Source organism: Plantactinospora sp. DSM 117369 (genome assembly GCF_053764795.1).
In genome coordinates this window covers 3,351,766-3,375,021 of the sequence record NZ_CM132446.1, presented here as the reverse complement: position 1 = coordinate 3,375,021, position 23,256 = coordinate 3,351,766, and the positions used below count along the sequence as shown (strand labels likewise).

Annotated in this window: 21 protein-coding genes, 1 pseudogene and 1 riboswitch; of the genes and pseudogenes, 5 read left to right on the top strand and 17 right to left on the bottom strand. The window is 71.3% G+C overall.

What is annotated here, in order from left to right:
* The first annotated feature begins 22 nt into the window (after window positions 1-22).
* Together ACSMXO_RS14880 and ACSMXO_RS14875 are read left to right on the top strand one after the other, a co-directional pair.
* The gene (locus tag ACSMXO_RS14880) at window positions 23-817 is read left to right on the top strand and encodes a GNAT family N-acetyltransferase (RefSeq protein WP_455419240.1); all 795 of its coding nucleotides are present in this window, start codon (window positions 23-25) and stop codon (window positions 815-817) included.
* Between the two features lie 207 nt (window positions 818-1,024).
* Window positions 1,025-1,564, top strand: a complete 540-nt coding sequence (locus ACSMXO_RS14875) for a hypothetical protein (protein ID WP_346258571.1) — start codon at window positions 1,025-1,027, stop codon at window positions 1,562-1,564.
* Between the two features lie 151 nt (window positions 1,565-1,715).
* Here ACSMXO_RS14875 and ACSMXO_RS14870 read toward each other — a convergent pair whose 3' ends face one another.
* Window positions 1,716-2,567 carry a C39 family peptidase gene (locus tag ACSMXO_RS14870; RefSeq protein ID WP_455418189.1) on the bottom strand — a complete coding sequence of 284 codons (852 nt, stop codon included), beginning with the start codon at window positions 2,565-2,567 and terminating at the stop codon, window positions 1,716-1,718.
* Window positions 2,568-3,049: 482 nt separating this feature from the next.
* Window positions 3,050-3,191: riboswitch (cyclic di-AMP (ydaO/yuaA leader) on the bottom strand.
* Between the two features lie 256 nt (window positions 3,192-3,447).
* Here ACSMXO_RS14870 and mdlC point away from each other — a divergent pair.
* Window positions 3,448-5,049 (top strand): benzoylformate decarboxylase, encoded by a 1,602-nt coding sequence (mdlC, locus tag ACSMXO_RS14865; RefSeq protein ID WP_346258569.1) that lies wholly within the window; start codon window positions 3,448-3,450, stop codon window positions 5,047-5,049.
* Window positions 5,050-5,127: 78 nt separating this feature from the next.
* Here mdlC and ACSMXO_RS14860 read toward each other — a convergent pair whose 3' ends face one another.
* The 6 genes from ACSMXO_RS14860 to ACSMXO_RS14835 form a co-directional block, all read right to left on the bottom strand.
* Window positions 5,128-6,729, bottom strand: a complete 1,602-nt coding sequence (locus tag ACSMXO_RS14860) for a flavin monoamine oxidase family protein (RefSeq protein WP_455418188.1) — start codon at window positions 6,727-6,729, stop codon at window positions 5,128-5,130.
* 358 nt (window positions 6,730-7,087) lie between these two features.
* Window positions 7,088-8,167 (bottom strand): NADP-dependent oxidoreductase, encoded by a 1,080-nt coding sequence (locus ACSMXO_RS14855; protein ID WP_455418187.1) that lies wholly within the window; start codon window positions 8,165-8,167, stop codon window positions 7,088-7,090.
* A 185-nt stretch (window positions 8,168-8,352) separates the two neighbouring features.
* A complete protein-coding gene (locus ACSMXO_RS14850) occupies window positions 8,353-8,874 on the bottom strand; it encodes a hypothetical protein (RefSeq protein WP_455418186.1) in 522 nt (173 codons plus the stop codon).
* Window positions 8,871-9,125 carry a hypothetical protein gene (locus ACSMXO_RS14845; protein WP_455418185.1) on the bottom strand — a complete coding sequence of 85 codons (255 nt, stop codon included), beginning with the start codon at window positions 9,123-9,125 and terminating at the stop codon, window positions 8,871-8,873. Before ACSMXO_RS14845 ends, ACSMXO_RS14850 begins: the two co-directional genes overlap by 4 nt.
* Window positions 9,095-9,313 carry a hypothetical protein gene (locus ACSMXO_RS14840; RefSeq protein WP_455418184.1) on the bottom strand — a complete coding sequence of 73 codons (219 nt, stop codon included), beginning with the start codon at window positions 9,311-9,313 and terminating at the stop codon, window positions 9,095-9,097. Before ACSMXO_RS14840 ends, ACSMXO_RS14845 begins: the two co-directional genes overlap by 31 nt.
* A 224-nt stretch (window positions 9,314-9,537) precedes the next feature.
* Window positions 9,538-10,728 (bottom strand): helix-turn-helix domain-containing protein, encoded by a 1,191-nt coding sequence (locus tag ACSMXO_RS14835; protein WP_455418183.1) that lies wholly within the window; start codon window positions 10,726-10,728, stop codon window positions 9,538-9,540.
* Window positions 10,729-11,059: 331 nt separating this feature from the next.
* Here ACSMXO_RS14835 and ACSMXO_RS14830 point away from each other — a divergent pair, with 331 nt between their 5' ends.
* Together ACSMXO_RS14830 and ACSMXO_RS14825 are read left to right on the top strand one after the other, a co-directional pair.
* A complete protein-coding gene (locus ACSMXO_RS14830; protein WP_455418182.1) occupies window positions 11,060-11,524 on the top strand; it encodes an aminoacyl-tRNA deacylase in 465 nt (154 codons plus the stop codon).
* Between the two features lie 138 nt (window positions 11,525-11,662).
* Window positions 11,663-12,322 (top strand): hypothetical protein, encoded by a 660-nt coding sequence (locus ACSMXO_RS14825; protein WP_455418181.1) that lies wholly within the window; start codon window positions 11,663-11,665, stop codon window positions 12,320-12,322.
* A gap of 199 nt (window positions 12,323-12,521) precedes the next feature.
* Here ACSMXO_RS14825 and ACSMXO_RS14820 read toward each other — a convergent pair whose 3' ends face one another.
* From ACSMXO_RS14820 to ACSMXO_RS14775, 10 genes and pseudogenes are all read right to left on the bottom strand, one after another.
* Window positions 12,522-13,214, bottom strand: coding sequence for a class I SAM-dependent methyltransferase (locus tag ACSMXO_RS14820; RefSeq protein ID WP_455419239.1), 693 nt, complete (start codon window positions 13,212-13,214; stop codon window positions 12,522-12,524).
* A complete protein-coding gene (locus ACSMXO_RS14815) occupies window positions 13,214-13,591 on the bottom strand; it encodes a hypothetical protein (RefSeq protein ID WP_455418180.1) in 378 nt (125 codons plus the stop codon). The genes ACSMXO_RS14820 and ACSMXO_RS14815 overlap by 1 nt, the downstream gene beginning before the upstream one ends.
* Window positions 13,592-13,835: 244 nt before the next feature.
* Window positions 13,836-14,642, bottom strand: coding sequence for an SAM-dependent methyltransferase (locus tag ACSMXO_RS14810; RefSeq protein ID WP_346258560.1), 807 nt, complete (start codon window positions 14,640-14,642; stop codon window positions 13,836-13,838).
* Between the two features lie 52 nt (window positions 14,643-14,694).
* Window positions 14,695-14,838, bottom strand: a pseudogene (locus ACSMXO_RS14805) (IS1380 family transposase); the annotation flags it as partial.
* 170 nt (window positions 14,839-15,008) lie between these two features.
* A complete protein-coding gene (locus ACSMXO_RS14800) occupies window positions 15,009-15,443 on the bottom strand; it encodes a DUF1877 family protein (RefSeq protein WP_455418179.1) in 435 nt (144 codons plus the stop codon).
* A 37-nt stretch (window positions 15,444-15,480) separates the two neighbouring features.
* Window positions 15,481-15,681 (bottom strand): hypothetical protein, encoded by a 201-nt coding sequence (locus ACSMXO_RS14795; RefSeq protein WP_346258558.1) that lies wholly within the window; start codon window positions 15,679-15,681, stop codon window positions 15,481-15,483.
* A gap of 26 nt (window positions 15,682-15,707) precedes the next feature.
* A complete protein-coding gene (locus ACSMXO_RS14790; RefSeq protein ID WP_455418178.1) occupies window positions 15,708-15,842 on the bottom strand; it encodes a hypothetical protein in 135 nt (44 codons plus the stop codon).
* Window positions 15,839-18,358 carry an alkaline phosphatase D family protein gene (locus ACSMXO_RS14785; RefSeq protein WP_455418177.1) on the bottom strand — a complete coding sequence of 840 codons (2,520 nt, stop codon included), beginning with the start codon at window positions 18,356-18,358 and terminating at the stop codon, window positions 15,839-15,841. Before ACSMXO_RS14785 ends, ACSMXO_RS14790 begins: the two co-directional genes overlap by 4 nt.
* Window positions 18,359-18,553: 195 nt before the next feature.
* Window positions 18,554-21,079 (bottom strand): DNA gyrase/topoisomerase IV subunit A, encoded by a 2,526-nt coding sequence (locus ACSMXO_RS14780; protein ID WP_455418176.1) that lies wholly within the window; start codon window positions 21,077-21,079, stop codon window positions 18,554-18,556.
* Window positions 21,080-21,155: 76 nt separating this feature from the next.
* Entirely contained in the window at window positions 21,156-23,213 is a 2,058-nt protein-coding gene (locus ACSMXO_RS14775) for a DNA gyrase/topoisomerase IV subunit B (protein WP_346258555.1), read from the bottom strand.
* Between the last annotated feature and the right edge of the window lie 43 nt (window positions 23,214-23,256).

The window sequence follows — 23,256 nt, the reverse complement described above, 5'->3', positions numbered from 1 at the left end:
GTGCCATGATGCGCCGGTGACGATGATCAGGACCAGCCACGACCGGAACGAGTTGGCCGGCCTGCTGCGCCGCGACCCCCACCTGCACGCGTACGAGCTCGGCGACCTCGACGACTTCTACTGGCCGTACACCACCTGGTACCGGCGCGACGATGCGGTGGCGCTGCTCTACCAGGGTGGACCCACTCCGGTGCTGCTGGCGCTGCACCGCTCTCCGGCGGTGCTCACCGAACTGCTCACCGGCCTCCTCCCGCTGCTGCCCCGGCACTTCGAGGCGCACCTCTCCCCCGGTGGCGCGGCGGTGCTGGCCCGGGAGTACTCGGTCAGGTCGCGCGGGGCGCACCTGAAGATGGCGCTCACCGACCCGGACCGGCTGGCCCGGGTGGCGCCCGGCGGCGAGGTGCTCACCGAGGCCGACGTACCGGAACTGACCGCGTTCTACCGGGCGGCGTATCCGGGCAACTGGTTCGACCCCCGGATGGTCGAGACCGGCCACTACGTGGGGATGCGCCGGGGCGGCGAACTGGTCGCCGTCGCCGGGGTGCACGTCTGGTCGCCGCGATACCGGGTCGGCGCGCTGGGCAACGTGGCGACGGCTCCGGCGTACCGGGGGCAGGGGCTGGCCAGCACGGTGGTGGCGACGCTCTGCCGGCGGCTGCTGGAGACCGTCGACACGGTGGCGCTGAACGTCGTCGCGGAGAACACCGCCGCGTACAAGCTGTACGACCGGCTCGGCTTCACCCCGGTCGCCGAGTACACCGAGTACGTCGTCGGCGAGCCGGCACCCGCACCCGGCGCGGACGACCGTCCTCTTTGAACCCGGTCACCACCACGTCCTCCGGGGAGGCGCCGCACCGGCCCGAACCGGTCCGACCCTTGTCAACGGTCGGCACCCCGGGCACCATGTCAACGTTCTCGAAAGCCGCCAGTCCGCCAGGCGTGGCGGACCTGCTCTCCGCCCGGTCCGTACGCCTGCCGTCCACCCCTTGCTTTCGCCAGCCGATCTGTCGCCGAGGAGGCGCCGGTGCTTGAGGAGTTCATGGGCATTCCCGCCCACCCCTTCCTGGTCCATGCCGCGGTGGTGTTCGTGCCACTGCTCGCGTTGGCCGCGGTCGGGTACGCGTTCGTTCCGTTCGTCCGACCGCACCTGCGCTGGGTGCTGGGACTGCTCGCGGTCGCCACCCCGCTGGCCGCGCTGATGGCCAAGCTCTCCGGTGACCGGTTCCTCGCCCGGCTGGAGTCGCGTAACCGGGTCAGCCCGGAGTACGTGCCGCGGCTGGCGGAGCACCAGGACCTCGGCACCAACACCCTGTACGCGACGATCGCGCTCGGGGTGCTGACCCTGGCGCTGGTCTTCCTGGTCAAGCCCCGGGCCACCGCCGCACCGGTGACCGCCGGGACCGAGGGGAGCGGCGGGGACGGCCCGGCCGCCGCTGCCGCCAAGGGGTCGCCGGTGCTGACCCTGGTGCTCGGGGTGCTGTCCCTGGCGGCGGCCGGGATCACCCTGTACTACGTGTTCCGCACCGGCGACACGGGCGCCCAGGCGGTGTGGCAGGGCCAGTGATTCCCGCCTGAGCACGGGCACGCACGGCCGACGACACGACGACGCCGGCCCGCTCCACACCCCCGGTCGGCACGGGTCGTCCGGGTGGGTGGGTCGGGCCGGCGTCTCGTCGGGCCGGCGTCTCGTCGGTACTACCGGCGGGCGGGGCGGGTCAGGACGAGTAGCCCCGGGTGGCTGCCCAGTTCGCCAGGTCGATGGTGGTCATCCAGTAGTTGCTGTCCTCGCCCGGGATGGCCGGGTCGGCGATCTTCACCGTACGGCCGTCGTCGCGGTAGCCGACCACGGTCAGGTAGTGCCCGCCGGGGTAGCTGTGCCAGCCGCCGTCGAGGTCGGTTGCCGAGCCGGCGATGTTGACGACCACGGCGTACCCGCTGGTGACGGCGTGCACGACGTCCGCCTGGAGCCGGTCCATCTGCGCCGGGGTGGCCGCACCGCCGGGAATGGCGGTGGTGCGGTAGAAGTCGGTCCCGGTGATCTTGTTGAGCACCCGGGTGGTGTCCTCGGCCGAGTTGGTGCCGCTCATCGTGGTGCCGAGGTCGGCGGCGACGGCGTCCTGGCTCGGCTGCTTGTCCCGGACGGTCAGCGCGATCCGGGTGGCGGCCGGGCCGCAGTACCAGCCGTTGATCTGGGCCTGGAACTGGTAGTCCAGCAGCTTCGACTCCGGCGGCGCCGGTGGCTTCCTCGGGGTGCTGGCCGGGGCCGCCTTCGCCGCCTTGGTGGCCGGCGCGGTGGTCGCCGGCTGCGCCGGGGTCGCCGGGGCGGTGGTCTCCGGGGCGGTGGTCTCCGGGGCGGTGGTGACGGCCGCTCCGGCCTGCCCCGCCGCCGGGATGCCGAGTTCGGCGACGGCGACGGTCGAGGTCTCCGGGGCCTCGGCCGAGCCGGTCGAGGTCAGGACGACCCCGGTGGACGCGGCAGCGGCGAGCACCGCGGCCGAGGCGAGCGCGAGCCGGTTGCGCCGGCCCGACATGGCGGTCCGGAACCGCCCGTTAATTGCGTGCTTCAACGTTATCCTCCAGGGGAAATGCGCGTCACCGCTACCGGGGGGCAAGGAATGACGCGGCGTTTCAGTCGCTGCCGGAATGTGACGCGAAATCGCACGGAATCGCACGGGACGAAATCGTCCGAGAGAGGCCCGCCGACGAATTCGGCGGAACGGGCCGACGGTACGGACGGACCGACGGTTGCGCCGGCCGGTGGGAGCGCCGCTATCGGCGTACCGGCGGAATCAGCGCCACCACGATCCGTCGCGACCGGCCGGCGGCCTCACCGGGACCGCGACCAGTTGGCCGGCGGACCCGGCAGCGCCCGCGCGTCGACGACTTCCGCGTCACAGACCGCTATCGGGCCAGGTTCAGGTGCCGGCCTGGGGTCGGTCGGTCCGGGTTGGGGCGGTCCGGGACGGTCGCGGCGACCGGGAGCGGAGCCGCGACGCAGCGAGGGAACTGGGGGGACGGGCCGGGGCCCGGGTGGTGCGGCACGAACAGCTACTCCTTCCGACACCGCCTACCGGGTTAGCTGACGGATTCGGGCGGGAAGGCCGCCCTACCACGGGCCAGCGGCTCGCGGATTCACCCCAGATAACTGTGGGTCCCCGGATCGTTACAGAACGACTCGGCGGGTCTGCTCCGGTGTCACCCAGATGGCGACCAAGGGGCCGGACCAGACCCGCCGAGATTACTGGCCGCCTTCCACCGTTGCCAACCCCACTGAACAGCGAAAACAGCGATTGCGAGCGCGATCGGGACGACCGGCGACCGGGCCCGGGGCGGTGGACGGTCGCACAGATAAACCGGCATGATCATGTACGCGTACGGTATGACGGAAATGACCGGCTTGACGCGGTGGTCCGAGCATGGGACGAGGACTCCAGGAGGCTCCTTCCGATGACAACGGTGCACGAAGCGACCTACGACCTGCTCCGTTCCCTCGGCCTCACCACCCTCTTCGGCAACCCCGGCTCCACCGAGGAGCCATTCCTGAAGAACTTTCCGGCCGACTTCGCCTACGTTCTGGCCCTCCAGGAGGCCTCCGCGGTCGCGATGGCGGACGGCTACGCCCAGGTCACCGGCCGGCCGGTGCACGTCAACCTGCACACCGCACCCGGCACCGGAAACGGAATGGGCAGCCTCGTCACCGCCTGGCACAACAAGACACCCATGATCGTTACCGCCGGCCAGCAGACCCGGACGATGAATTTGTCCGAGCCGATGCTGACGAACGTGCGCCCGACCCAACTGCCAGAGCCGTACGTCAAATGGAGTCACGAGCCGCTGCGCGCGCAGGACATTCCCGAGGCGTTCATGCGGGCGCTCGCCACCGCCGTACAGCCGCCGGCCGGGCCGGTGTACCTCTCCCTGCCGCTGGACGACTGGGACGAGCCAGCCAACGGCACCGCGCAGGTACGCCGGGTGAGCACCCGGGTCGCGCCCGATCCGGCGGAACTGGATCGGTTCGCCGAGATCCTGGCGGCGAGCCGGAACCCCATGCTGGTGATCGGATCCGCGGTCGACCGCAGCGGCGGCTGGGCCGAGGCGGTCGCCCTGGCCGAGCGGAGCCGGGCACCGGTCTGGCAGCCGCCGTTCGCGGACCGGGTCGGCTTCCCCCAGGATCATCCCCAGTTCCAGGGACTGCTGCCGCCGGCGATCGGGCCGCTGGCCGAGAAACTGGTCGGGCACGACACCGTACTGGTGGTCGGTGCCCCGGTGTTCCGTTACTACCCGTACGTCCCCGGCCGGCGGGGTTATCTGCCGGATGGCACCCGGCTGCTGCACGTCACCGACGACCCGGCCGAGGCGGCCCGGGCACCGGTCGGCGACAGCCTGGTCGGCGACGTCACGCTGGCCTGCGCCGGGCTGGCCGAGCGGCTGCCGCCGAGCGACCGGCCGATGCCACCGCCCCGGGCCGGCGCGCCGGACGGGGCCGCCGGCACCCCGCTGAGCCCGGAGGCGCTCTTCGGCGCGCTCGCCGCCGAGTGGCCGGCGGACGGGATCGTGGTCCCCGAATCCCCCTCCAACCTCAGCGTGCTGCACCGGCAACTGACGATCACCCGACCGGGCTCCTACTTCAAGATGGCCAGCGGGGGCCTGGGCTTCGGGCTGCCGGCGGCGGTCGGCATCGCACTCGCCCAGCGCGACACCCGGCAGCACCGGCCGGTGGTGGCGGTGATCGGGGACGGCTCGTTCCAGTACTCGCCGCAGGCGCTCTGGACCGCCGCGCAGCACCGGCTGCCGGTCGTCTTCGTGGTACCGGTCAACCAGGAGTACGGCGTGCTGAAGGCCTTCGCCGAACTGGAGGACGCGCCGGGGGTACCCGGACTGGAACTCCCCGGTCTGGACATCCCCGGCATCGCCCGTGGCTACGGCTGCACCGCCCACCAGGTGGAGTCGGTGGACGAGTTCCGGGCGGCGTTCCGGTCCGCGCTCGGCACGGAGAGCCCGACCGTGCTGGCCGTACCGATCACCCGGGACGTCGCCCCGCTGCTCTGATCCGCCGCCCGGTCGCCGGGTGGTGGTGCCGCTGCTCTTATCGGCCGGCGGTCACGCAGGTGGTGTCCCGGCGACGGGTCAGCCGGCCATCACCCGCTGGTGCAGCGCGGTGACCACCGAGCGGGCCGAGACGAACGCGCCGTGCTGCCAGGCCACCTCGTGGCTCAGCCAGTCCCCGGCGAAGTAGACCCGGCCGGCGGGCCGGAGCAGCAGGTCGTAGCCGGCGGTGCCGTGTGGCGGCGAGGTCCAGGCGCCCTCCAGGTAGCGGGTCCGGTCCCAGGCGTGCGAGTACGCCGTCACCAGCTCGGAGCGGTACTTCTCGCCGTGGATCTTCACGCCCTGCATGACCGCCCGCTCCTGCCGCTGCATCGGGGTCAGCGCGCTGTACGCCCGCGCGTTCGCCCCGGTGTTGTAGTAGCCGACGATCAGGCCCCGCCGGCCGTGGAAGCCGTGCGACGGGTACCAGATGTGCGACAGGTCGAGGTCGGTCTCCGTGATGCCGCCGTAGATCCGCTGGTCAAGCTCCCACCAGCGGCTCCGGTACTCCAGACCGATCTTGCCGGAGGCGGTGGTCGGGAAGCTGCCGAGCGCCGCCGTCACGTCGGCGCCGAGGTTGTGCGGCACCCGGGCCATCAGGTGCGGCGGCAGCGTCGCCACGCAGAAGTCGGCCCGGACCAGGCGCTCCCGGCCACCCCGCCGGTAGGTCACCTCGACCTTGCCGCCCCGGTCGGTCACCCCGGTCACCTCGGCGCCGAGCTGGATCCGGTGCGTGCCGACCGCCTTCGCCAGCGCCCGGGGAATCTGGTCCATCCCGCCGACCGGCTGGAACATCAGCATCGCCTGGTCGTAACCCAGCTCAAAGGAGAAGTACCGGCCGACGTTGCTGGCGAAGACGTCGGACAACGGCGGCGGGGCATCCAGCGGTACGCCCGCGTCGTTGCCCGCGCCGGGATAGCTGGCGTACCCCCGCCGGCTGGTGCCGGTGTACGCCCACCCGCTGGTGCGCCCACCGATCGCGCCGTAGCTCTGTAGGAACGAGAGCAGCCGCTGCTTGTCGTCGCCGGTCAGCCGGTCGTCCAGCGCTCCCTGGTCGGTCGCCTTGGCCAGCAGCTCGGAGACGTACCCGTAGACGTCCGCCTTGGCGGTGCGGTAGCGGACCGGCACGGTCATCCCGGCCGAGGAGTTGTAGATCCAGGCGTCCGCGTTCGCGTTGGTGAACACCTCCACCGGTACGCCCAGCTCGCGGCAGTAGTCCATGGTGACCATCCACTGCGCGATCCGGCCGGGGCCGGCGTTGAAGTAGACCCCGTCGGAGAACCTGGCCCGCTGGGTGTGCCCGTCCAGGTCGGTCTCCACGGTGCCGCCCCGGACGGTCAGGTTCCGGCCACCGGCCCGGGAGCGCGCCTCCAGCACCGTGCAGTCGTACCCCGCCTTGCCCAGCTCGTACGCGACGGCGAGGCCGGCGACGCCGCCGCCGAGCACCACCACCCGGGCACCGGACCGGCCGGTCAGGCTGAAGTCGGCGCGGGTCGGTGCCCGGAACGGCGGTACCGCCGAGGCGGCGGTCGGGGCGAGCCCGAGCGCGCCCATCGTGGCGAGCATCGCGCCCGCCCCGCCGCTGACGCCGACCGCGCGGAGGAAGCCCCGCCGGCTGACCGTGGACTGGTCCTGCTGGTTCATGCCGTCTCCTCGCCGCGCTCGTCGGCACGGCCACGGAGCCCGAGCTGCCTGAATCGCCCACCGCTCTCGCTCATGCCGTCCCCCTAGGAAGATCCGTGGGACGCCGAGTCTGTAAGGGGTGTGTTTCCGCAACGGAATAGAGGAGATTGCCGATTTGTTTCCGGACCGGCGCCGGCAGGACCGGCCCGGGCAGGCCGGAGGGGTCGAGCAACCGGTTCGGACATGTCCGTCCGGTTACCTCACCGTCCCGCCCGCACCGACCATCGTGGACCCCAGTGGGGACGGGTCGAGGACGTCCGGTCCAGCCAGCACCGCGCCGCCTCCCGGACCCCGCATTGGGACGCGGCGCGGTCGGTCGCTAACGGGTCTGGTCGGCGAGCCGGACCAGCATCTTGCCGACGTTGCCGCCCCCGAGCATCTCCAGGAAGGCGCCCGGAGCCGCCTCGATCCCGTCCCGGACCGTGGTCGCGGTCCGCAGCGTGCCGTCGGCCAGCCAGCCCGCCGCCAGCGGAAGGTACTCGGCGAACCGGTCCAGGTGGTCGGTCACCAGCATGCCCCGCAGGCTGAGCCGCTTGGTCAGCGCCAGCACCAGGTTGGTCGGGCCGGGCACCGGCGCGGTCGCGTTGTAGACGCTGATCGCGCCGACCAGCGCGACCCGGCCACCGACGTGCAGCGCGGCCAGGGCGGCCGCCAGGTGGTCGGTACCGACGTTGTCCAGGTAGACGTCGATCCCGTCGGGCGCCGCCGCCGCCAACTGCGCACCGATCGAACCGGCCCGGTAGTCGATCGCCGCGTCGTAGCCGAACTCTTCGACCAGCCGCCTCGCCTTCTCCGGGCCGCCGGCCGAGCCGATCACCCGGGCAGCGCCGAGCTTGCGGGCGAACTGTCCGGCGACCGAGCCCACCGCACCTGCGGCGGCGGAGACGAAGACCACGTCCCCCGGACGGACCGGAGCGGTGTCGGTGAGCGCGACGTACGCGGTCAGCCCGGGCAGGCCGAGCACCCCGAGGTACGCCTCGGCGGGCGCGACCGAGGTGTCGACCACGGTCGCGGCGGCGGCGTCGAGTACGGCGTACTCGCGCCAGCCGAGCACGTGCGACACGGTCGCCCCGACCGGTACCGCCGGGGCCTCGGAGGCGACGACCTCGCCGATCGCGCCGCCGTCCAGGACGGCACCGACCCGGAACGGCGGCATGTACGACTTCCGGTTGTCCATCCGCCCCCGCATGTACGGGTCGACCGACATCCAGGTGTTCCGCACCAGGATCTGGCCCGGTCCGGGCGCGGGCACGGTGGTGCTGGCGAGTGCGAAGTTCTCCGGGCCGGGTGCGCCGTGCGGCCGGGCGGCCAGCCGGATCTCCCGACTGATCAGGTCCGGGCCGGCGGATCCGGCCTCGCCACGGGTCTCCGGCTCTGCGCTGCTGACATCGCTCGACATGTGGGCTGTTCCCTTCGGTACGGCTCGTAGGTGCGCAATTGTTGCTCGGTCCGCCGGTAGCTCCGAACCCGGTTCCACCTACCCGTTCGGGGTCGCACGCCCCGATCGGCGCAGCACCGGCGCCTGCTCCATCTCCTGTGCCGCACGGACGAAGCGCATCGGTGCACACGCTCTCGGCCGGACGCTCACCGGCATAGCTGACACGTCACCCTGGCCGGATCGGTTGTCGTCCCCTCCATCGGCGACAGCTTCGCGACCGTCTCGTTGCACGCCGTCCGCTTCGCGCCGGCCTTCTCGATCCGGTGCACCACCGTCCGCTCGTCCATACCGGTGATGCGGCGCAGCTCGGCGTCGGTCGGCGTCGACCGCAGGATCTTCACCGAGTCCGGCACCGCCTCATCCCCGACAACCTCCAACCAGGTGCCGGCGAGCTGAATTCGTCCGCAGTCCGGCAGCCCGCACGGCCGGCAGCCGTCGACCGTACGCGGCCAGTGCGCGATCATCACCTGCCGGGCCACCACCGTGACGAGCTGCCGCCGGTCCACGGGCACGATCCGGTCGGTGATGACGACCCACAGCGCCCACTCGGCGGTCGGACACCAGGTGCCCCGGCAGCCGCCGCAATGCCGCCCCTCCGCGTGCGTGGTGATCGTGGCCCACGCCCAGTCGACGGCCAACCCGGGCGCACTCTCCGGCACCATGCTCACCGGACCCGCTCCAGGGCCGCGCGTACGTCGCCAGCCGTTACCGCCGCCGGCAGCGTCCCGCCCAGCAGCACCCGGACCGCATGCTCCCGCCGGTGGATCTCGATCACCCACGACCAGAGCGGGCAGCCGTCCGGCCCGCACCGGCCACACTCCCGCAGCGCGTGCGTGCCCAGCACGAGACGGGCGAAGGCACACTCGATCGGTACCGGCCACTCCACGGTCAGCCAGCGTCGGACCAGCCGGGTAACCATCCCCTCACCCCGGTCCGGGCGGTGAGGGCGGCGGCGAGGTCGGCACGCGCCTGGCGGCGGCGGATGACCCGAAGCATCCGCATACAACCGCCCCGGGGTGCGCACTCCGCACACCGATGCCCGGCGAGATGCTCGGCCACGACCTGCTCGTCGGTCTGTTCGGTCTGCTGCTGGGTTTGCTGGTTCACCGTGCGGACCCTCCTGCGTGCCACGGCGCCCTGAGCACAGTCACGGTGCGCCACTCCGAACCTCATCCGATGGGCTGGCCCGGAACTCCGGGGGACGGAGCCCCGGGCCAGCCGGGGCACACGGATGCAAACCGGTACTCGACAGCACCGTCCGCGCGCCCATGCACGGAGACGGTAGGAGAGATCACAGCGAGCAACGGGGACAGAGTGTCCCAGTGGTACACCTACCCGCCGATGCCGATGGCTAGGGCAAGTTCACGGGCATCCTCGCCGATGGTGCCCCGGCGCCCGGATAGCTCGATCACGGCGACCCGAGCATCCGGTCGGTGCCGTACGGTGTCGACGCTCTCCCGCAACGCCCGGCCGAGCAGGTGCACGGTGGCGACCTCCTCGCGGCGGAGCAGGTGGGCCCGGGCAGCATCGACCAAGTGCGTCGCCCGGCGGGTCCGGGACGGCAGGGCCGAATAGTGCACCTGGTCGGCGCGGCGGACCGCCTCCCCCGGACGCACCAAATCGACCTCCACCGTGACGCCGTATGCGTCGACAGCGGTCGCCCCGAACATCAGCCAGGGGTGCACGTATCCGGCGCCAAGCCGGCCGGCGGTCTCATCGGCCAGGTCCCATGCCCGCCATGCCTGGCCGGCCCGGCCGATCTTAGCGTGCCCCAGCGCGAGCCCGAGCTGAAGCTGGCCCCACCGGGCTGCCACCTCGGTGCCGGTGGCCGGGTCGAGCAGCACGGCGGCATCGGTCAGCACCTGCTCGGCGGCGTCGACCTGGGCCGACGAACGGTAGACGTGCGCGTAGTACCAGGCGGCGACGGCAATGGCGGCCGGGTCGTCGGCATCCTGGGCGGCCTGCATCGCCCGGTCGGCGGCAAGCCACACCAGTTCCGGGTACGGCTGGTTCGCGACGTAAAGCTGCGCCAGGTGGTAGACGCGAGCCAACTCGACCAGCGCGGCCCGCCGGGCGGTCCCATCGAGTCGTCGTACCGACACCCGTGCCTCGTCGAGCAGATCGGGCAGCACGGCGGCGACCGCCGACCGCTCGGTGGTCGACCGGTGCCAGAGCGTCCACGCCTGGTCAACCCGGCCGCGCAGCAGGTCTGCTGAGGTCGGGTCTCCGGCGGGCAAATTGCTGCGCTGCATCGCGGCAGCGACCCGCTCCACGGCGGGGTGACCGGCCCGGGTCACGGAGGCGACGGGCATGGCCTGCTCGCCGGTCAGCTCGGCCAGGTCGCTGATGTCGAGCACCTCGGCGAGGCGCATCAACATCGGGAGCCTGGGGGTGAGTAGCCGGCCGTTCTCCAGGGCTTTCACCCAGTCGGCCGACCGGCCGACGAGTCCGCCGAGGACAGATCGGGTCTTTCCGGCGCGCTCGCGGTGGGCGCGGAGTCGGGCACCGAACGTCTCGGTCATCGCAGGCTCCCAGGTAGCGGTCTGGGTGGCGGGGCGCCGGCCGCTATTCCACCGCCCACCACCTTGGACGGTACACCCGATCGAGTACGCGGCTCTGCTGTGCGCCACGACGCGCGAGCTCTCGCACGATCCGGCCAGGGCCTCGCCCTGCCTCGGACACCTCGCGCTCCGCGCCATGGCCCGGCGGACGATCTTCGCGTACTCCATCTCCCGCTCGGGGCGGTCGACGCCCGGACGGCCCGACGGGACCGGGTCGGTGTTGGTCCGGCTACCCCCGCCCGGTCCGCCGGACCTGCCACGGCGCCGCCCGGCCGGCGGGTACGGTGACGCCATGTCCGCGATCACCGCCCTCACCTCGGCCGGTATCCCGCACCGGGTGATCCGGCACGGGCCGGTCCGCAGCGTCGCCGAGGCCGCCGAGGCGATCGGCGTCGAGGTCCCGGACGTGGTGAAGACCATCGTGGTACGCCGGGGCGCGCAGGACTTCGTCTTCGTCCTGGTACCCGGCGACCGGGTGATCTCCTGGCCGAAGCTGCGTACCCTGCTCGGGGTCAACCGGCTCGCCCTGCCGGACGCCGACGAGGCCAAGACGGCGACCGGCTACGAGCGCGGCACCATCACCCCGTTCGGCTCCCGCACGGCCTGGCCGGTGGTGGCGGACGAACGGATCCGGGGCCGCACCATCACGCTCGGTACCGGCGAGCGGGGCACCGCCGTGGCGCTGGAGGCCGATGCGGCCGTCGCCGCCCTGGACGGCCGGGTCGCGGACGTCACCGAGCCGGAACCGCCCCGCTGACCCCGTCTCCCTGCCGGTTGTCGCCCGCGTTACCAGTTGAGCTGGAGCTGCTGCGAGGCCGCGCACCGGAAGGCTGTGCCTCGTACCCCTGCCCCGCACAGGAGCGACGCTTACGGGACCGGGTGCCAAGATGGAGGCGTGTCGAAACGGAGGCTGACGCTCTGGACCCTGCCGCTCGTCGCGGCGGCATCCTTGATCGTGTGGGTCCTCCTCGATGACCCGGGGACGCGGCTCGCCGGCATGATCCTGCTGGCCGCCATGCTGGGATTCGCCGGGGTGTTCGTGATCCCCGTCCTCGTCATCGCCAACCTTGAGGGCCGGATCGCTTCTTTCCGCGACGCACCCGGATGGGCGCTGCTCCTGGCCGGGATAGGTCTGACCGTCGGCGTGCTGGCGTGCATGGGATGGTTCGAGCGCGGCGGGCCCGAATACGTCTGGAGGTACGGCGAGCCGGGGCAGGTCGAGATGAACCCCAGGCTCTTCTGCACGCAGAGTCGTGAGTGCGACGGCTCCTGGGCCTCCGACGGCACCGAAACGCCCGTCACGATCCGTTTATCGAGGGAGGAACTCCAGCGGCTCCGAGAGGACGCTGTCCGGTATTCCGCCGAACCCAGCGAGCCGATCGCAGTGGACGCGCGGATCCTGGGCGACCGGGCCACCAGCGTCGGATTCGGCGCGCAGCCCGACAGCTCCGTGGCGCTCGGCAGGATCCCCGGATGGCTCGGCTGGGCTGGCGGCGGGATCGGGCTGGCGGGCTTCGTGCTCGCCGCGGTGTACCCGCGCCGGCGCCACTACTGAAGCCGAGTTCGATCCCATCGCTACGAAGCCGAGTGTCCCGTCTCAGCCGAGTTGGCGCGGCGCAAGGGCGCTGACCTGGAGGACGACAACATCGGTGAGACGGCTTCGGGTGAAGTCTCATCGAAGGTGGCGTGGTGACGCCGGATGCGGCACGTCGTCTCATTGAATGTGGCGGGCGCCGGCCGGATCGCAGGCGAGGTTAGGGCTGGCGGTATGCGAAGAGGATCGCGCCTGGGACGCTCTGGTCGAGGTCGAGGATCATTTGGGCCTTGACCGTGAATCCGGCGTCGCGTAGCCACGCGGCCACTTGGTCAGGCTGGCGGCGGTGGACGTAGACCTTCATCGGGTGGCCGCCGTAGCCCTGCGTCTTCAACCGCGACTCGTCGCCAACGTGAAAGCCGAGCATTAGCGGTCCGCCGGGACGCAACACCCGATGGAAGTGGCCGAACACCGTGGGAACCGCGTTGTCGGGGATGTGGATCAACGACCAGAACGCGAGGAGTGCGGCGATCGAAGCGTCGGCGAGTTGCAGGTCCGTCATCGAGCCCACTTCGAACCGCAGGTCGGGGTGCTCACGCCGGGCCAGGTCGATCATCGCGGGTGACAGGTCGATGCCGAACGTGTCGACGCCCAGCTTGTGCAGGTGGGCAGTGACGTGTCCTGGTCCGCAACCAACGTCCGCCACTGGCCCACCATCGATGGCGTGGACCAGGTCGGCGAACAGCGCCAGAGCCGCGAGTAGGTAGGGCTGCTTAGCCAGAGCTTCACGTGTGTAGTCGGAGTAGCTGTCGGCGACTGTGTCGTAGGAGGTCCGGGTGTCTGCCAACCAGCCCGCTGCCCTGCTCGGCGACCCGGATGGATTGGCGTCTCCGGGCGGTACCTCGGTTTCCATCATCGGTGGGCTCCTCCTGGTGGCGCTGGTGTGGATGTGTAGGTCTCGGGTGCTGGGCTGTGCCTGTGGCTGACGGGTGCGTGTCGCACGATGGCGAACAGTTGCGGATCGGTGTTGGCCAGGTCGTGGTAGGCGGGTGGGAGGCGGCGCTGGAACTCGGCGCGGAACCGGTCGCGGTCGGCCGCTGAGGCCGACATCGCGAACGGTCGCCAGTGCGGGCAGACGAGCAGTTCGGTGAGGGTGACGAACTCCGGGTAGACCGCCGTGTGGTGGACCGGGTCACGGGGGTCGGCTGGCCAGTTCTGGTGCCCGAACCGGTGTGGCAGGTGGATGTCACGGGCGAGGGCGCAGGGGACTCCCCAGCCGCGGTGCGTCAAAGTCTCCCAAATCTGACCGGCGGTGCGGTAGGCGGTGTGCACGATTGCGTGCCCGTACCGTCGGATGAGGCGTCGGTGCCGTACCCACTACGACATGTCCACCGCCGCCGACCTCACCACCTGCCTCGACGAACTCACCCACCGGTTGACGTCGGCCCCTTCTGGGACTTGACCAGACCGATAGGGACACCCCGTGCCCGCGGATAGGTTGCCCTCGTGGCTGACCGGCGTCGAGAGGCTCAGCTCAGCCGATGCGGCCGACGCCGCCGAACAGGTAGACCTCCGGCTCGTCGGACTCCGGGTCGGGGCGCCAGCGCGAGCACGTAACGACGCCGGGCTCCAGCAGATCCAAGCCGTCGAAGAAGCGTTCGAGCTCCATCTTCGTCCTGGCGCGGATTGGCGTGCCGCCGCGCTCGGTGGTTTCCCGCATCACGCGCAGCATCGGCTCGCCGTGGATCTCCGCGGTGGAGTGGGTGAGCACCAGGTAGCTACCGGCGGGCATCGCCTGCACCAGCTGCGCGACGGAGCCGTACGCCACGTCGTCGTCCATGAGGTGGTTGACGACGCCGAGGAGCATGAGCCCGATCGGCTGCGAGAAGTCGAGCGTCTGCCGCGCGGACGCGAGTATCGTGTCCGGCTGCCGCAGATCGGCTTCGACGTAGTCGCAGCTGCCGCCCGGCGCGCTGGTCAGGAGCGCACGCGCATGCACCATGACGAGCGGGTCGTTGTCGACGTAGACCACCCGGCAGCGCGGGTCGAGGGACTGCGCGACCTCGTGGGTGTTGTCCGCCGAGGGAAGCCCGGTGCCGACGTCGAGGAACTGACGGACGCCGGCATCCTCGACGAGAAACCTGACCACGCGCTTGAGGAACGCGCGCTCGGACTTGGCCCCGATGGGGATGTCCGGGATGTGTGCGATCACCTCATCGCCGGCGGCCCGGTCGACCGCGAAGTTGTCCTTGCCGCCGAGCCAGTAGTTCCAGATCCGCGCCGAGTGCGGAACCGTGGTGTCCAGTTTGGAGCCTGAGGGGAACTCACGGTCCTCGGTCATGAGGGCATTCTTCCGCACCGAAGGCGCGGTGACGCAACTGGGGCGGTGGTCCGACGGCTAGGTCGACCAGCACCCGATCCCGATCATGGACCGGCGCCCAGCCCCTACGGGCCAGCCCGGCCGACATCGCCGCGGTCAGCCCGGCCCGATCGGCGAGCATCCGCAGCAGCGCCGCCGCACCGACGTGCGACACCACACCCGTACCGCCCGCGGTTGTCCTGTCTCACCGGGCTTGAGGCATGACCGGCACGGCGAGCTGCAGTGCCTCAGATACGCGAGACACGCAGCGGAACCGATGCCTCATTGATCTCGGGTGTGCGCGGAGAAGACGCTCACTGCGCTCATCGCGAGGGACGTGCAGTGACGTTAAGACGTGATCATGAAAGCACCTGCGCGAGCCTCCGCCGCGGCAACGAAGAAGCCGACCAGGTCCTCGTAGTATTCCTTCAGGTAGTCGAGCTCGTCCGGGTCGTCAACGAGGTCCGGGTCGTCAAGGAAGGTGGCCAGCCGGTCGAACGGCACGTCGCGGAGTTGTTCGGCGGTGTCAGCGACGTCGTCAACGCTCCAGACCATGACGAAGTCCGTGTCGTTGCCGTAGGGAAAGATCATTTCGCCGCCCAGTTCTAGGTCGACCTTGATGTCCGCTGCGACGAGGAGTTCCTGGATGTCTGGCAACGCCTTGTCGAGGTCCGCCATCTCCTCCGGGGGACGGCCTGACGTCCCTTCGAAGCTCGTCGGATCGGCGATTGCGCGCGTCAACTCCTCTTCGGTGGCCCGAACGAATATGTGGACTACGCCCATCGCTGTCCTCTCGGCTCGGCATAACTACTGGTGTCGATCATAGGACCTCCCTTCGGACGCGCTGATCTCGGCTTGAGCGGACGTGCCGGGTGGGCGATGCCCGCAGTTGTCGTTCTTTGAACTCGTCGTACGCCAGCGCGATCCGGTGCCGCCGGGCCACCGCGTCGAGCACCTGCCGGGCCGCCTCGGTCACCTCGACCCCGATGCCGTCACCGGGAATCACCGCGATGCGCCGCACCTCCGTACCGGACCCCGGGGCCGCCATCACGCCCCCAGCCCGACGAGCGCGACCATCAGCGGAAGGAGCAGCATGATCAGGATCGCGCCCCGGATGTCGAAGGAGAAGCCGGAGCGGATCATCCGGGTGATCGGTACGACGCCCGAGCCGTGGACCGTCAAATTCTCTCGAGTACGGCGAACGGGTCGGTCGCCCCGCCGTTGTCCAGCGCCACGATCCGCCGCCGCAGCGTGAACGTCGCCCCCGGCTCCAGCGTCACCTGCCGCTGGCTCATCACCCAGTTGTACGCGGCGTACGCCGTGAACCCGGTGTCCTCGTAGCACAGTCCGTAGGTCTGCCGGTCCGAGCCGGTCATCCCGATCCAGGGCGCGGCCGGCGGATAGTCGGCCGGAGTGCCGCTGGTGATGATGCCGTGCCCCGGTACCCCGCTGCGCTGCCCGGCACCGTCATGGTCGAGGGCGTCCCCGGTCCAGAACGTGCGCGGCACCGCCCCGCCGTTGTGGAAGACGCTCTCCGCCGCCACCCACGGCTCACCCGGCCGGATGCTGTATGTGGTCACCACCGCGATGTCCGGCACGGCGGTGCTGACCCCGGTGACCCGGACCGCCGCCACCGGCCCGTCCAGCACCTCGACGGCGGTGGACCGGACGGTGCGCTGCTGCCAGGCGTTGCCGCCGCGCGGCTGGGCCGCCGAGGCGTACGGCAGGTTGATCCAGTCGAGCTGGTCGAGGTGGCCGACGGCGGCGAAGTCCAACGGCTTGCCGACCGTCACCCCGGACAGTTGCGGGTCGTCCGTACCGGCCGAGACGGCCAGCGCCACCAGGTCGTTGCCGAGCACCGGGTCGGTCACACCGGCCGAGGACTGCGGCCCGGGAACCGTCCGGCCCGTCCCGGCCCGGGCCGCCGCCCGGGTCAGCCGCAGGTCGAGCCGGGTCGGCGTACCGGCCCGGACGGCGACCTGCCGGGTCAGCGGCTCGTAGCCGACCCCGTTGACGGTGACCGTGTAGTCGCCGGGCGGCGCGAAGGCCAGCACCTCGCCGGAGGGATCGGTCGTGCTGGCCACCAGCCGGCCGCCGTCGGTGCGGAAGACCGCCACCTGCACGTTCGGCAGCGGGTCGCCGGTGTCCTGGTCGGCGACCCGGCCGACGATGCCGTCCCCGGCGTCGATCCGGCGCGCCCCCGGCACCCCGTCGCGCACCTCGAACGCCGCGATCGTGTACGCCGGCGAGGCCGGGTCACGGGCGTCCAGCACGATCCGCAGGTCGGCCCGCCAGCGCCGCTCGGTGACGTCGCAGATCACGTACCCCCGGTAGCTGCCGTTGTAGAACCGCACGTGCGGATTGGCGGCCAGCCCGGCCCGGACGTCCGCGTCCCAGCCGGCACCGGAGGAGATCGAGGTGCCGACGAACTCGGTGGCGACGGTCCGGGAGCGCGGATCGGCGAAGTCGGTCTTGAGGTCGTTGACCCAGTGGGTGTGCCAGTCTCCACTCAGCACGACGGGGTTCGAGATCCGGTGCCGGGACACGAAATCGAGGATCCGGGACCGGGCCGGCGGATAGCCGTCCCACTGGTCCAGGTTGACGATCCGCCCCGGCCCGAGGTCGTAGTCGAAGGCGGCCATGATGGTCTGCTGGGCGATGACGTTCCAGCGGGCCTTCGACCGGCGCAGCCCGTCCAGCAGCCAGCGCTCCTGCTCCGGGCCGGTCATCGTCCGGGTCGGGTCGAAGACCTCGCCGGTCGGCTCCTTGCGGCCGTCGCCGAGGGCCTGGTCGCTGCGGTACTGCCGGGTGTCCAGCACGCTGAACCGGGCCAGCCGGCCGAAATCGAACCGGCGGTAGAGCAGCATGTCCGGCCCGTCCGGCCGCTGCTCGGGGCGGAGCGGCAGGTGCTCGTGGTACGCCTGGTAGCCGTTCGCCCGGCGCTCCAGGAACGGCCGCCCGTCCCCGGCCGCCCCGGCGACCGGCCCGGCGTAGTTGTTCTGCACCTCGTGGTCGTCCCAGGTGAGGATGAACGGGAACCGGGCGTGCGCGGCGCGCAGGTCGGGCGAGGTCTTGTAGAGGGCGTGCAGCCGGCGGAACTCGGTCAGGCTGCCGTCGGTGGTCTCGTAGATGTAGTCACCGAGGTGCACCACGAAGTCCAGCTCCTGCTCGGCCATGTCCCGGTAGGCCGGGTACGGGCCGCCGGCCCAGGACTGGCAGGAGGCGAAGGCGAACCGCAGGTGGTCGGCCTTCGCCCCGGGCGCCGGCAACGTCCGGGTACGCCCGATCCGGCTGGTGGCCTCGCCGACCCGGAAGCGATACCAGTACCAGCGGTCCGGGCTCAGGTGCGGCACCACCACGTGCACCGAGTGGGCCGACTCGGGCAGTGCGGTCACCTCACCGGTCCGGACCAGATGCCGGAACCCGGGGTCCCGGGCCACCTCCCAGCGCACCCGCACCGGCTCGGCCGGCATCCCGCCGTCGACCGCGTCCAGCGGGTCCGGGGCGAGCCGGGTCCAGAGCACCACGCTGTCGTGCTGCGGTTCGCCGGAGGCGACCCCGAGGGTGAACGGGGCGGCATCCAGCTCCGCCGCGTACGCCTCGGGCAGCTCGGCGACGAGTTGGCTCACCGCCACCACCGTGGCGGCGCCACCGGCGACCGTCAGGAACCGCCGCCTGCTGATCGGAAAGCCGTCCATCGCTGCCGCACCTGCCCTCACCACCGACGATGTCGTCGGCCAGTGTGGACAGGGCGGTCGCCCGGCTCTTGAAGATCATGTGAAGCCCGGCGGTACGCCGGATGGCGGATCGGCCGTCGGCACACGTGCCCGCGTCGGCACACGTGCCCGTCCCGGGCCTCGCTGTGGCGAGACCCGGGACGGGAGTGTCACGGCTCAGCCGCGTTCGATCAGGTGGCCCACCTTGTCCGGGCCGAACATCGCCGCCCCGGAACCGTCCCGGCGCTGGTCCGGCTCGGGCAGCGCCATCGGCTCGCCACGCTTGCTGATGCCCACCGGTCGCGGCCCGATCCAGGCGACGACCAGCTTGGACTCGCCCTTGAGGAAGCGCTGGGCGCGTACCCCTCCGGTGGCCCGGCCCTTCGCCGGATAGAGCGCGAACGGGGTCACCTTCACGCCGCTGCCGGTCGAGGTGACCACCATCGGCTCGCCCTGCTCCGCCTCGTCGGTGCGGACCGCGCCGAAGAAGACCACCTCGGCACCGGAGCCGAGGTTGATCCCGGCCATGCCCCCGCCCTTGACACCCTGCGGCCGGACCAGCGTGGCCGGGAAGCGCAGCAGCGAGGCGTCCGAGGTGACGAAGGCGAGCGTCTCCGCGCCGTCGGTCAGCCAGGTCGCCCCGACCACCTCGTCACCGTCACGCAGCCCGATCACCTCGAACTCGTCCGAGCGGACCGGCCAGTCGGGAGCGCAGACCTTGACCACGCCCTGCCGGGTGCCGAGGGCCAGGCCGGGCGAACCGGCACCGCGCTCGCCGAGGGGCGCCAACCCGACGACCGTCTCCCCCGGCTCCAGCGGCACCAGTTCGGCGGTGGACATCCCGCCGGAGAGCGAGACCGTACCGGCCTGCTCCGGCAGCACCGGCAGCGGCAGCACGTCGGTCTTGAACGCCCGCCCCGCGCTGGTCACCAGCAGCACCTGACCCCGGGCGGTGGTGTGCACGACGGCGCGTACCGCGTCGTGCTTGGTCCGGCCGTTGCGGCGCCGCCCCTCGGCGGCCTCCTCCGACTCGGCGGCGGTCCGGGCGACCAGCCCGGTGGCGGAGAGGATCACCTGGCACGGGTCGTCGGCGACCTCCAGCGGCCCGGCCGGCGCCGAGGCCGCCAGCACCTCCTTGAGGTCCCCGTCGATCAGCGTGGTACGCCGCGTCGTGGCGAACTCGTCCACCACCGCGGCCAGCTCGTCGGAGACGACTCTGCGGAGCACCCGGTCGTCCTCCAGGATCTCGGTCAGCGCGGCGATCTCGTCGCGCAGCCGCTCCCGCTCCACCTCCAGCTCGATCCGGTCGAACTTGGTGAGCCGACGCAGCGGGGTGTCCAGGATGTAGGTGGCCTGGATCTCGGAGAGCCCGAACTGGCTCATCAGGCCGTCCTTGGCCGCCTGGGCATTCTCGCTGGCCCGGATCAGCCGGACCACCTCGTCGATGTCGAGCAGCGCCATCAGCAGGCCGTCGACCAGGTGCAGCCGGTCGGCCCGCTTCTGCCGGCGGAACGTCGTACGCCGGGTCACCACCTCGTAGCGGTGGGCCAGGAAGACCTCCAGCAGGCGCTTGAGCCCGAGGGTCTGCGGCTGGCCGTCCACCAGGACGAGATTGTTGACCCCGAAGGACTGCTCCAGCGGGGTGAGCCGGTAGAGGTCGGCGAGCAGCGCCTGGGGGTTGACCCCGACCTTGCACTCGATCACCAGCCGGGTGCCGTTCTCCCGGTCGGTCAGGTCCTTGACGTCTGCGATGCCCTGGAGCCGGGCTGCCTGCCGCTGCCCCTTGCGCGGGCCGGAGGTGATCAGCTTGCCGCGTACCTCGTCGGTGATCGCTTCGATGATCTTCTCGGCGCCGACCCCGTACGGCAGCTCGACCACGGTGATCGCCTGCCGGCCCCGGCTCCCCTCCAGCGGACCGGTCTCCACCCGGGCCCGCATCCGCACCACGCCCCGGCCCGTCTCGTACGCCTTGCGCACCTCGTCCAGCCCCAGCAGCAGGCCACCGGTGGGCAGGTCGGGACCGGGTACGAACTCCATCAGCTTGTCCAGGTCGGCGTCCGGGTGGTCGATCAGCCAGCGGGCCGCCGCGACCACCTCGCCGAGGTTGTGCGGGATCATGTTGGTGGCCATCCCGACCGCGATGCCCGAGGTGCCGTTGACCAGCAGGTTCGGGAACGCGGCCGGCAGCACCGAGGGCTCGGTCAGCGAGCCGTCGTAGTTGGGCTTGAAGTCGACCGTGCCCTCGCCCAGCTCACCGACCAGCAGCATCGCCTCGCGGGACATTCGGGCTTCGGTGTAACGCGCCGCAGCCGGTCCATCGTCCGGGGATCCAAAATTTCCATGCCCGTCGATGAGCGGCGCGTTCAGCGAGAAGTCCTGGGCCAACCTGACCATCGCGTCGTAGATCGCCCCGTCACCGTGGGGATGAAACTTACCCATCACGTCGCCGATGACCCGGGCCGACTTCACGTGCGCCCGGTCGGGCCGGTGCCCCTGCTCGCTCATCGAGTAGAGGATGCGCCGGTGCACCGGCTTGAGGCCGTCCCGCGCGTCCGGGAGCGCACGGGAGTGGATCACCGAGAAGGCGTACTCCAGGTAGGAGTCCTCGACCTCGGTGGCCAGTGGGTTGTCGAGGACCCGGGCCCCCGCCTGGTCGAAGGCGGACAGGTCGACCTTGGGTCCCTTACCCGTACGGCGTGCCATGACTTGAGCGCTCTCTTCCCTCGCCCGGCCGGTGCCCCGGCCGCTGTCGGTTCCGCGTGCCTGTCCGCCCGGCGGATCAGGCGTCGATCGCCTCCTGGTCGACCCGGTTCGCCGAGTCGATCAGCCAGTTCTTCCGGGGCTCGACCTTCTCGCCCATCAGCAGTTCGAGGACCTGCTCGGCCGCCTCGGCGTCGTCCATGGTGATCCGCCGGACCATCCGGCTGGCCGGGTTCATGGTGGTGTCCCAGAGCTCGTCGGCGTCCATCTCGCCGAGGCCCTTGAACCGGGGAATCGGGGTGACCACCTGCTTCTTGGCCTTCTCCAGCCGGCCGACGGTGGCGACCATCTCCGCCTGGGTGTAGGTGTAGTGGGTCTCCGGGTTCTTCCCCTTGGTGCTGATCTTGTGCAGCGGTGGCACGGCGGCGTAGAGCCGGCCCGCCTCGATCACCGGCCGCATGTACTTGGCGAAGAGCGTGATCAGCAGGGTACGGATGTGCGAGCCGTCCACGTCCGCGTCGGCCATGATCAGGATGCGGCCGTACCGGAGCGAGGCCAGGTCGAAGGTGCGCCCGGAACCCGCCCCGAGCACCTGGATGATCGCCGAGCACTCGGCGTTGTCCAGCACCTGCTGGAGGCTCGCCTTCTGGACATTGAGGATCTTGCCCCGGATCGGCAGCAACGCCTGGTATTCACTAGAGCGGGCCAGCCGGGCGGTGCCGAGCGCGCTGTCCCCCTCGACGATGAACAACTCGCTGCGCTCGACCCCGGTGGAGCGGCAGTCGACCAGCTTCGGCGGCATCGCCGCGCCCTCCAGCGCGGTCTTGCGCCGGGCGGCGTCCTTCTGCTGCTTCTGGGTCAGCCGGACCCGGGCCGCGTCGACGATCTTCTGAAGCACCGTACGCGCCTCGGCCTTGGTCTTGCGGTCCTCCAGCCAGGCCTTGATGTGCTGCTCGACGACGGTCTGCACCACCTTGGTCACCGGGGCGGTGGAGAGCTCGTCCTTGGTCTGCGAGGTGAACTGCGGCTCCGGGATCCGGACGTGCACGACGGCGGTGAGGCCCTCGAGGATGTCGTCCAGGACCGGGGCGTCCTCCTTCGGCTTGAGCAGGCCGCGGGCGTTACGGATCGCGTCGACCAGGGCCCGGGTGGCGCCCCGCTCGAAGCCCCGGCGGTGGGTGCCGCCGTGCACGTTGCGGATGGTGTTGGTGAAGCACTCGACGGTCCGCTCGTAGCCGGTGCCCCAGCGGAACGCCACCTCGACCTCGGCCCGGCGTTCGACGTTGCTGCGCATCACGCCGTTGGCGTCGGCGGCGTTCTCCCGGTAGGTGCCCTCGCCGGTGACCAGCAGAGTGCCGGAGACCGGCTTGTCGGCGGCCGGCGCGAGGTAGTCGACCATGTCGGCCAGGCCGTTCGGGAAGTGGAACGTCTCGGCGCTGATCGCCCCGCCGGTGGCGTCCCGCAGCACGTAGGTCACGCCGGGCACCAGGAACGCGGTGTGCCGGAGCTTGGTGCGGACCGCCTCGACGTCGAGGGTGGCCCCGGTCTCGAAGTAGCGCGCGTCGTGCCAGTAGCGGATCGACGTGCCGGTCGACTCGCCCCGCTTCATCTTGCCCAGCAGGCGCAGCCCCGGGTGCGCGGCGAAGGGCGCCCCGGCGCCGGCACCGTCGAATATTCCCGGTACGCCGTGCTGGAACGACATCTGGTGGATCTTGCCGTCCCGGCGCACCGTGACGTCGAACCGCCGGGAGAGGGCGTTGACCGCCGAGGCGCCCACCCCGTGCAGGCCGCCGGAGGTCTTGTAGCCGGAGTTGCCGAACTTTCCGCCCGCGTGCAGCCGGGTCAGCACCAGCTCGACGCCGGAGAGCCCGGACTTGGCGTGCACGTCGGTCGGGATCCCCCGGCCGTCGTCGTCGACCTGCACCGAGCCGTCGGCGTGCAGGGTGACCTCGACCCGGGTCGCGTGACCGGCGACACCCTCGTCGGTGGAGTTGTCCACGATCTCGTTGAACAGGTGACCCACGCCACGGCCGTCGGTCGACCCGATGTACATCCCGGGCCGCTTCCGGACCGCGTCCAGACCCTCAAGGTGGGTGAGGTCGTCGGCCCCGTACAGGATTTCAGGCTGTGCAGTCAACGAGGTGAACTCCCAGAGTCGCCGGTCGTGTGCCGCTGGTCGG

Bases quoted from the DNA above. Each gene is read 5' to 3' on its own strand.
- ACSMXO_RS14880 (WP_455419240.1), top strand. From the start codon at position 23: ATGATCAGGACCAGCCACGACCGGAACGAGTTGGCCGGCCTGCTGCGC.
- mdlC (WP_346258569.1), top strand. From the start codon at position 3,448: ATGACAACGGTGCACGAAGCGACCTACGACCTGCTCCGTTCCCTCGGC.
- ACSMXO_RS14860 (WP_455418188.1), bottom strand. From the start codon at position 6,729: ATGAACCAGCAGGACCAGTCCACGGTCAGCCGGCGGGGCTTCCTCCGC.
- ACSMXO_RS14855 (WP_455418187.1), bottom strand. From the start codon at position 8,167: ATGTCGAGCGATGTCAGCAGCGCAGAGCCGGAGACCCGTGGCGAGGCC.
- ACSMXO_RS14845 (WP_455418185.1), bottom strand. From the start codon at position 9,125: ATGGTTACCCGGCTGGTCCGACGCTGGCTGACCGTGGAGTGGCCGGTA.
- ACSMXO_RS14835 (WP_455418183.1), bottom strand. From the start codon at position 10,728: ATGACCGAGACGTTCGGTGCCCGACTCCGCGCCCACCGCGAGCGCGCC.
- ACSMXO_RS14830 (WP_455418182.1), top strand. From the start codon at position 11,060: ATGTCCGCGATCACCGCCCTCACCTCGGCCGGTATCCCGCACCGGGTG.
- ACSMXO_RS14820 (WP_455419239.1), bottom strand. From the start codon at position 13,214: ATGGAAACCGAGGTACCGCCCGGAGACGCCAATCCATCCGGGTCGCCG.
- ACSMXO_RS14810 (WP_346258560.1), bottom strand. From the start codon at position 14,642: ATGACCGAGGACCGTGAGTTCCCCTCAGGCTCCAAACTGGACACCACG.
- ACSMXO_RS14800 (WP_455418179.1), bottom strand. From the start codon at position 15,443: ATGGGCGTAGTCCACATATTCGTTCGGGCCACCGAAGAGGAGTTGACG.
- ACSMXO_RS14785 (WP_455418177.1), bottom strand. From the start codon at position 18,358: ATGGACGGCTTTCCGATCAGCAGGCGGCGGTTCCTGACGGTCGCCGGT.
- ACSMXO_RS14780 (WP_455418176.1), bottom strand. From the start codon at position 21,079: ATGGCACGCCGTACGGGTAAGGGACCCAAGGTCGACCTGTCCGCCTTC.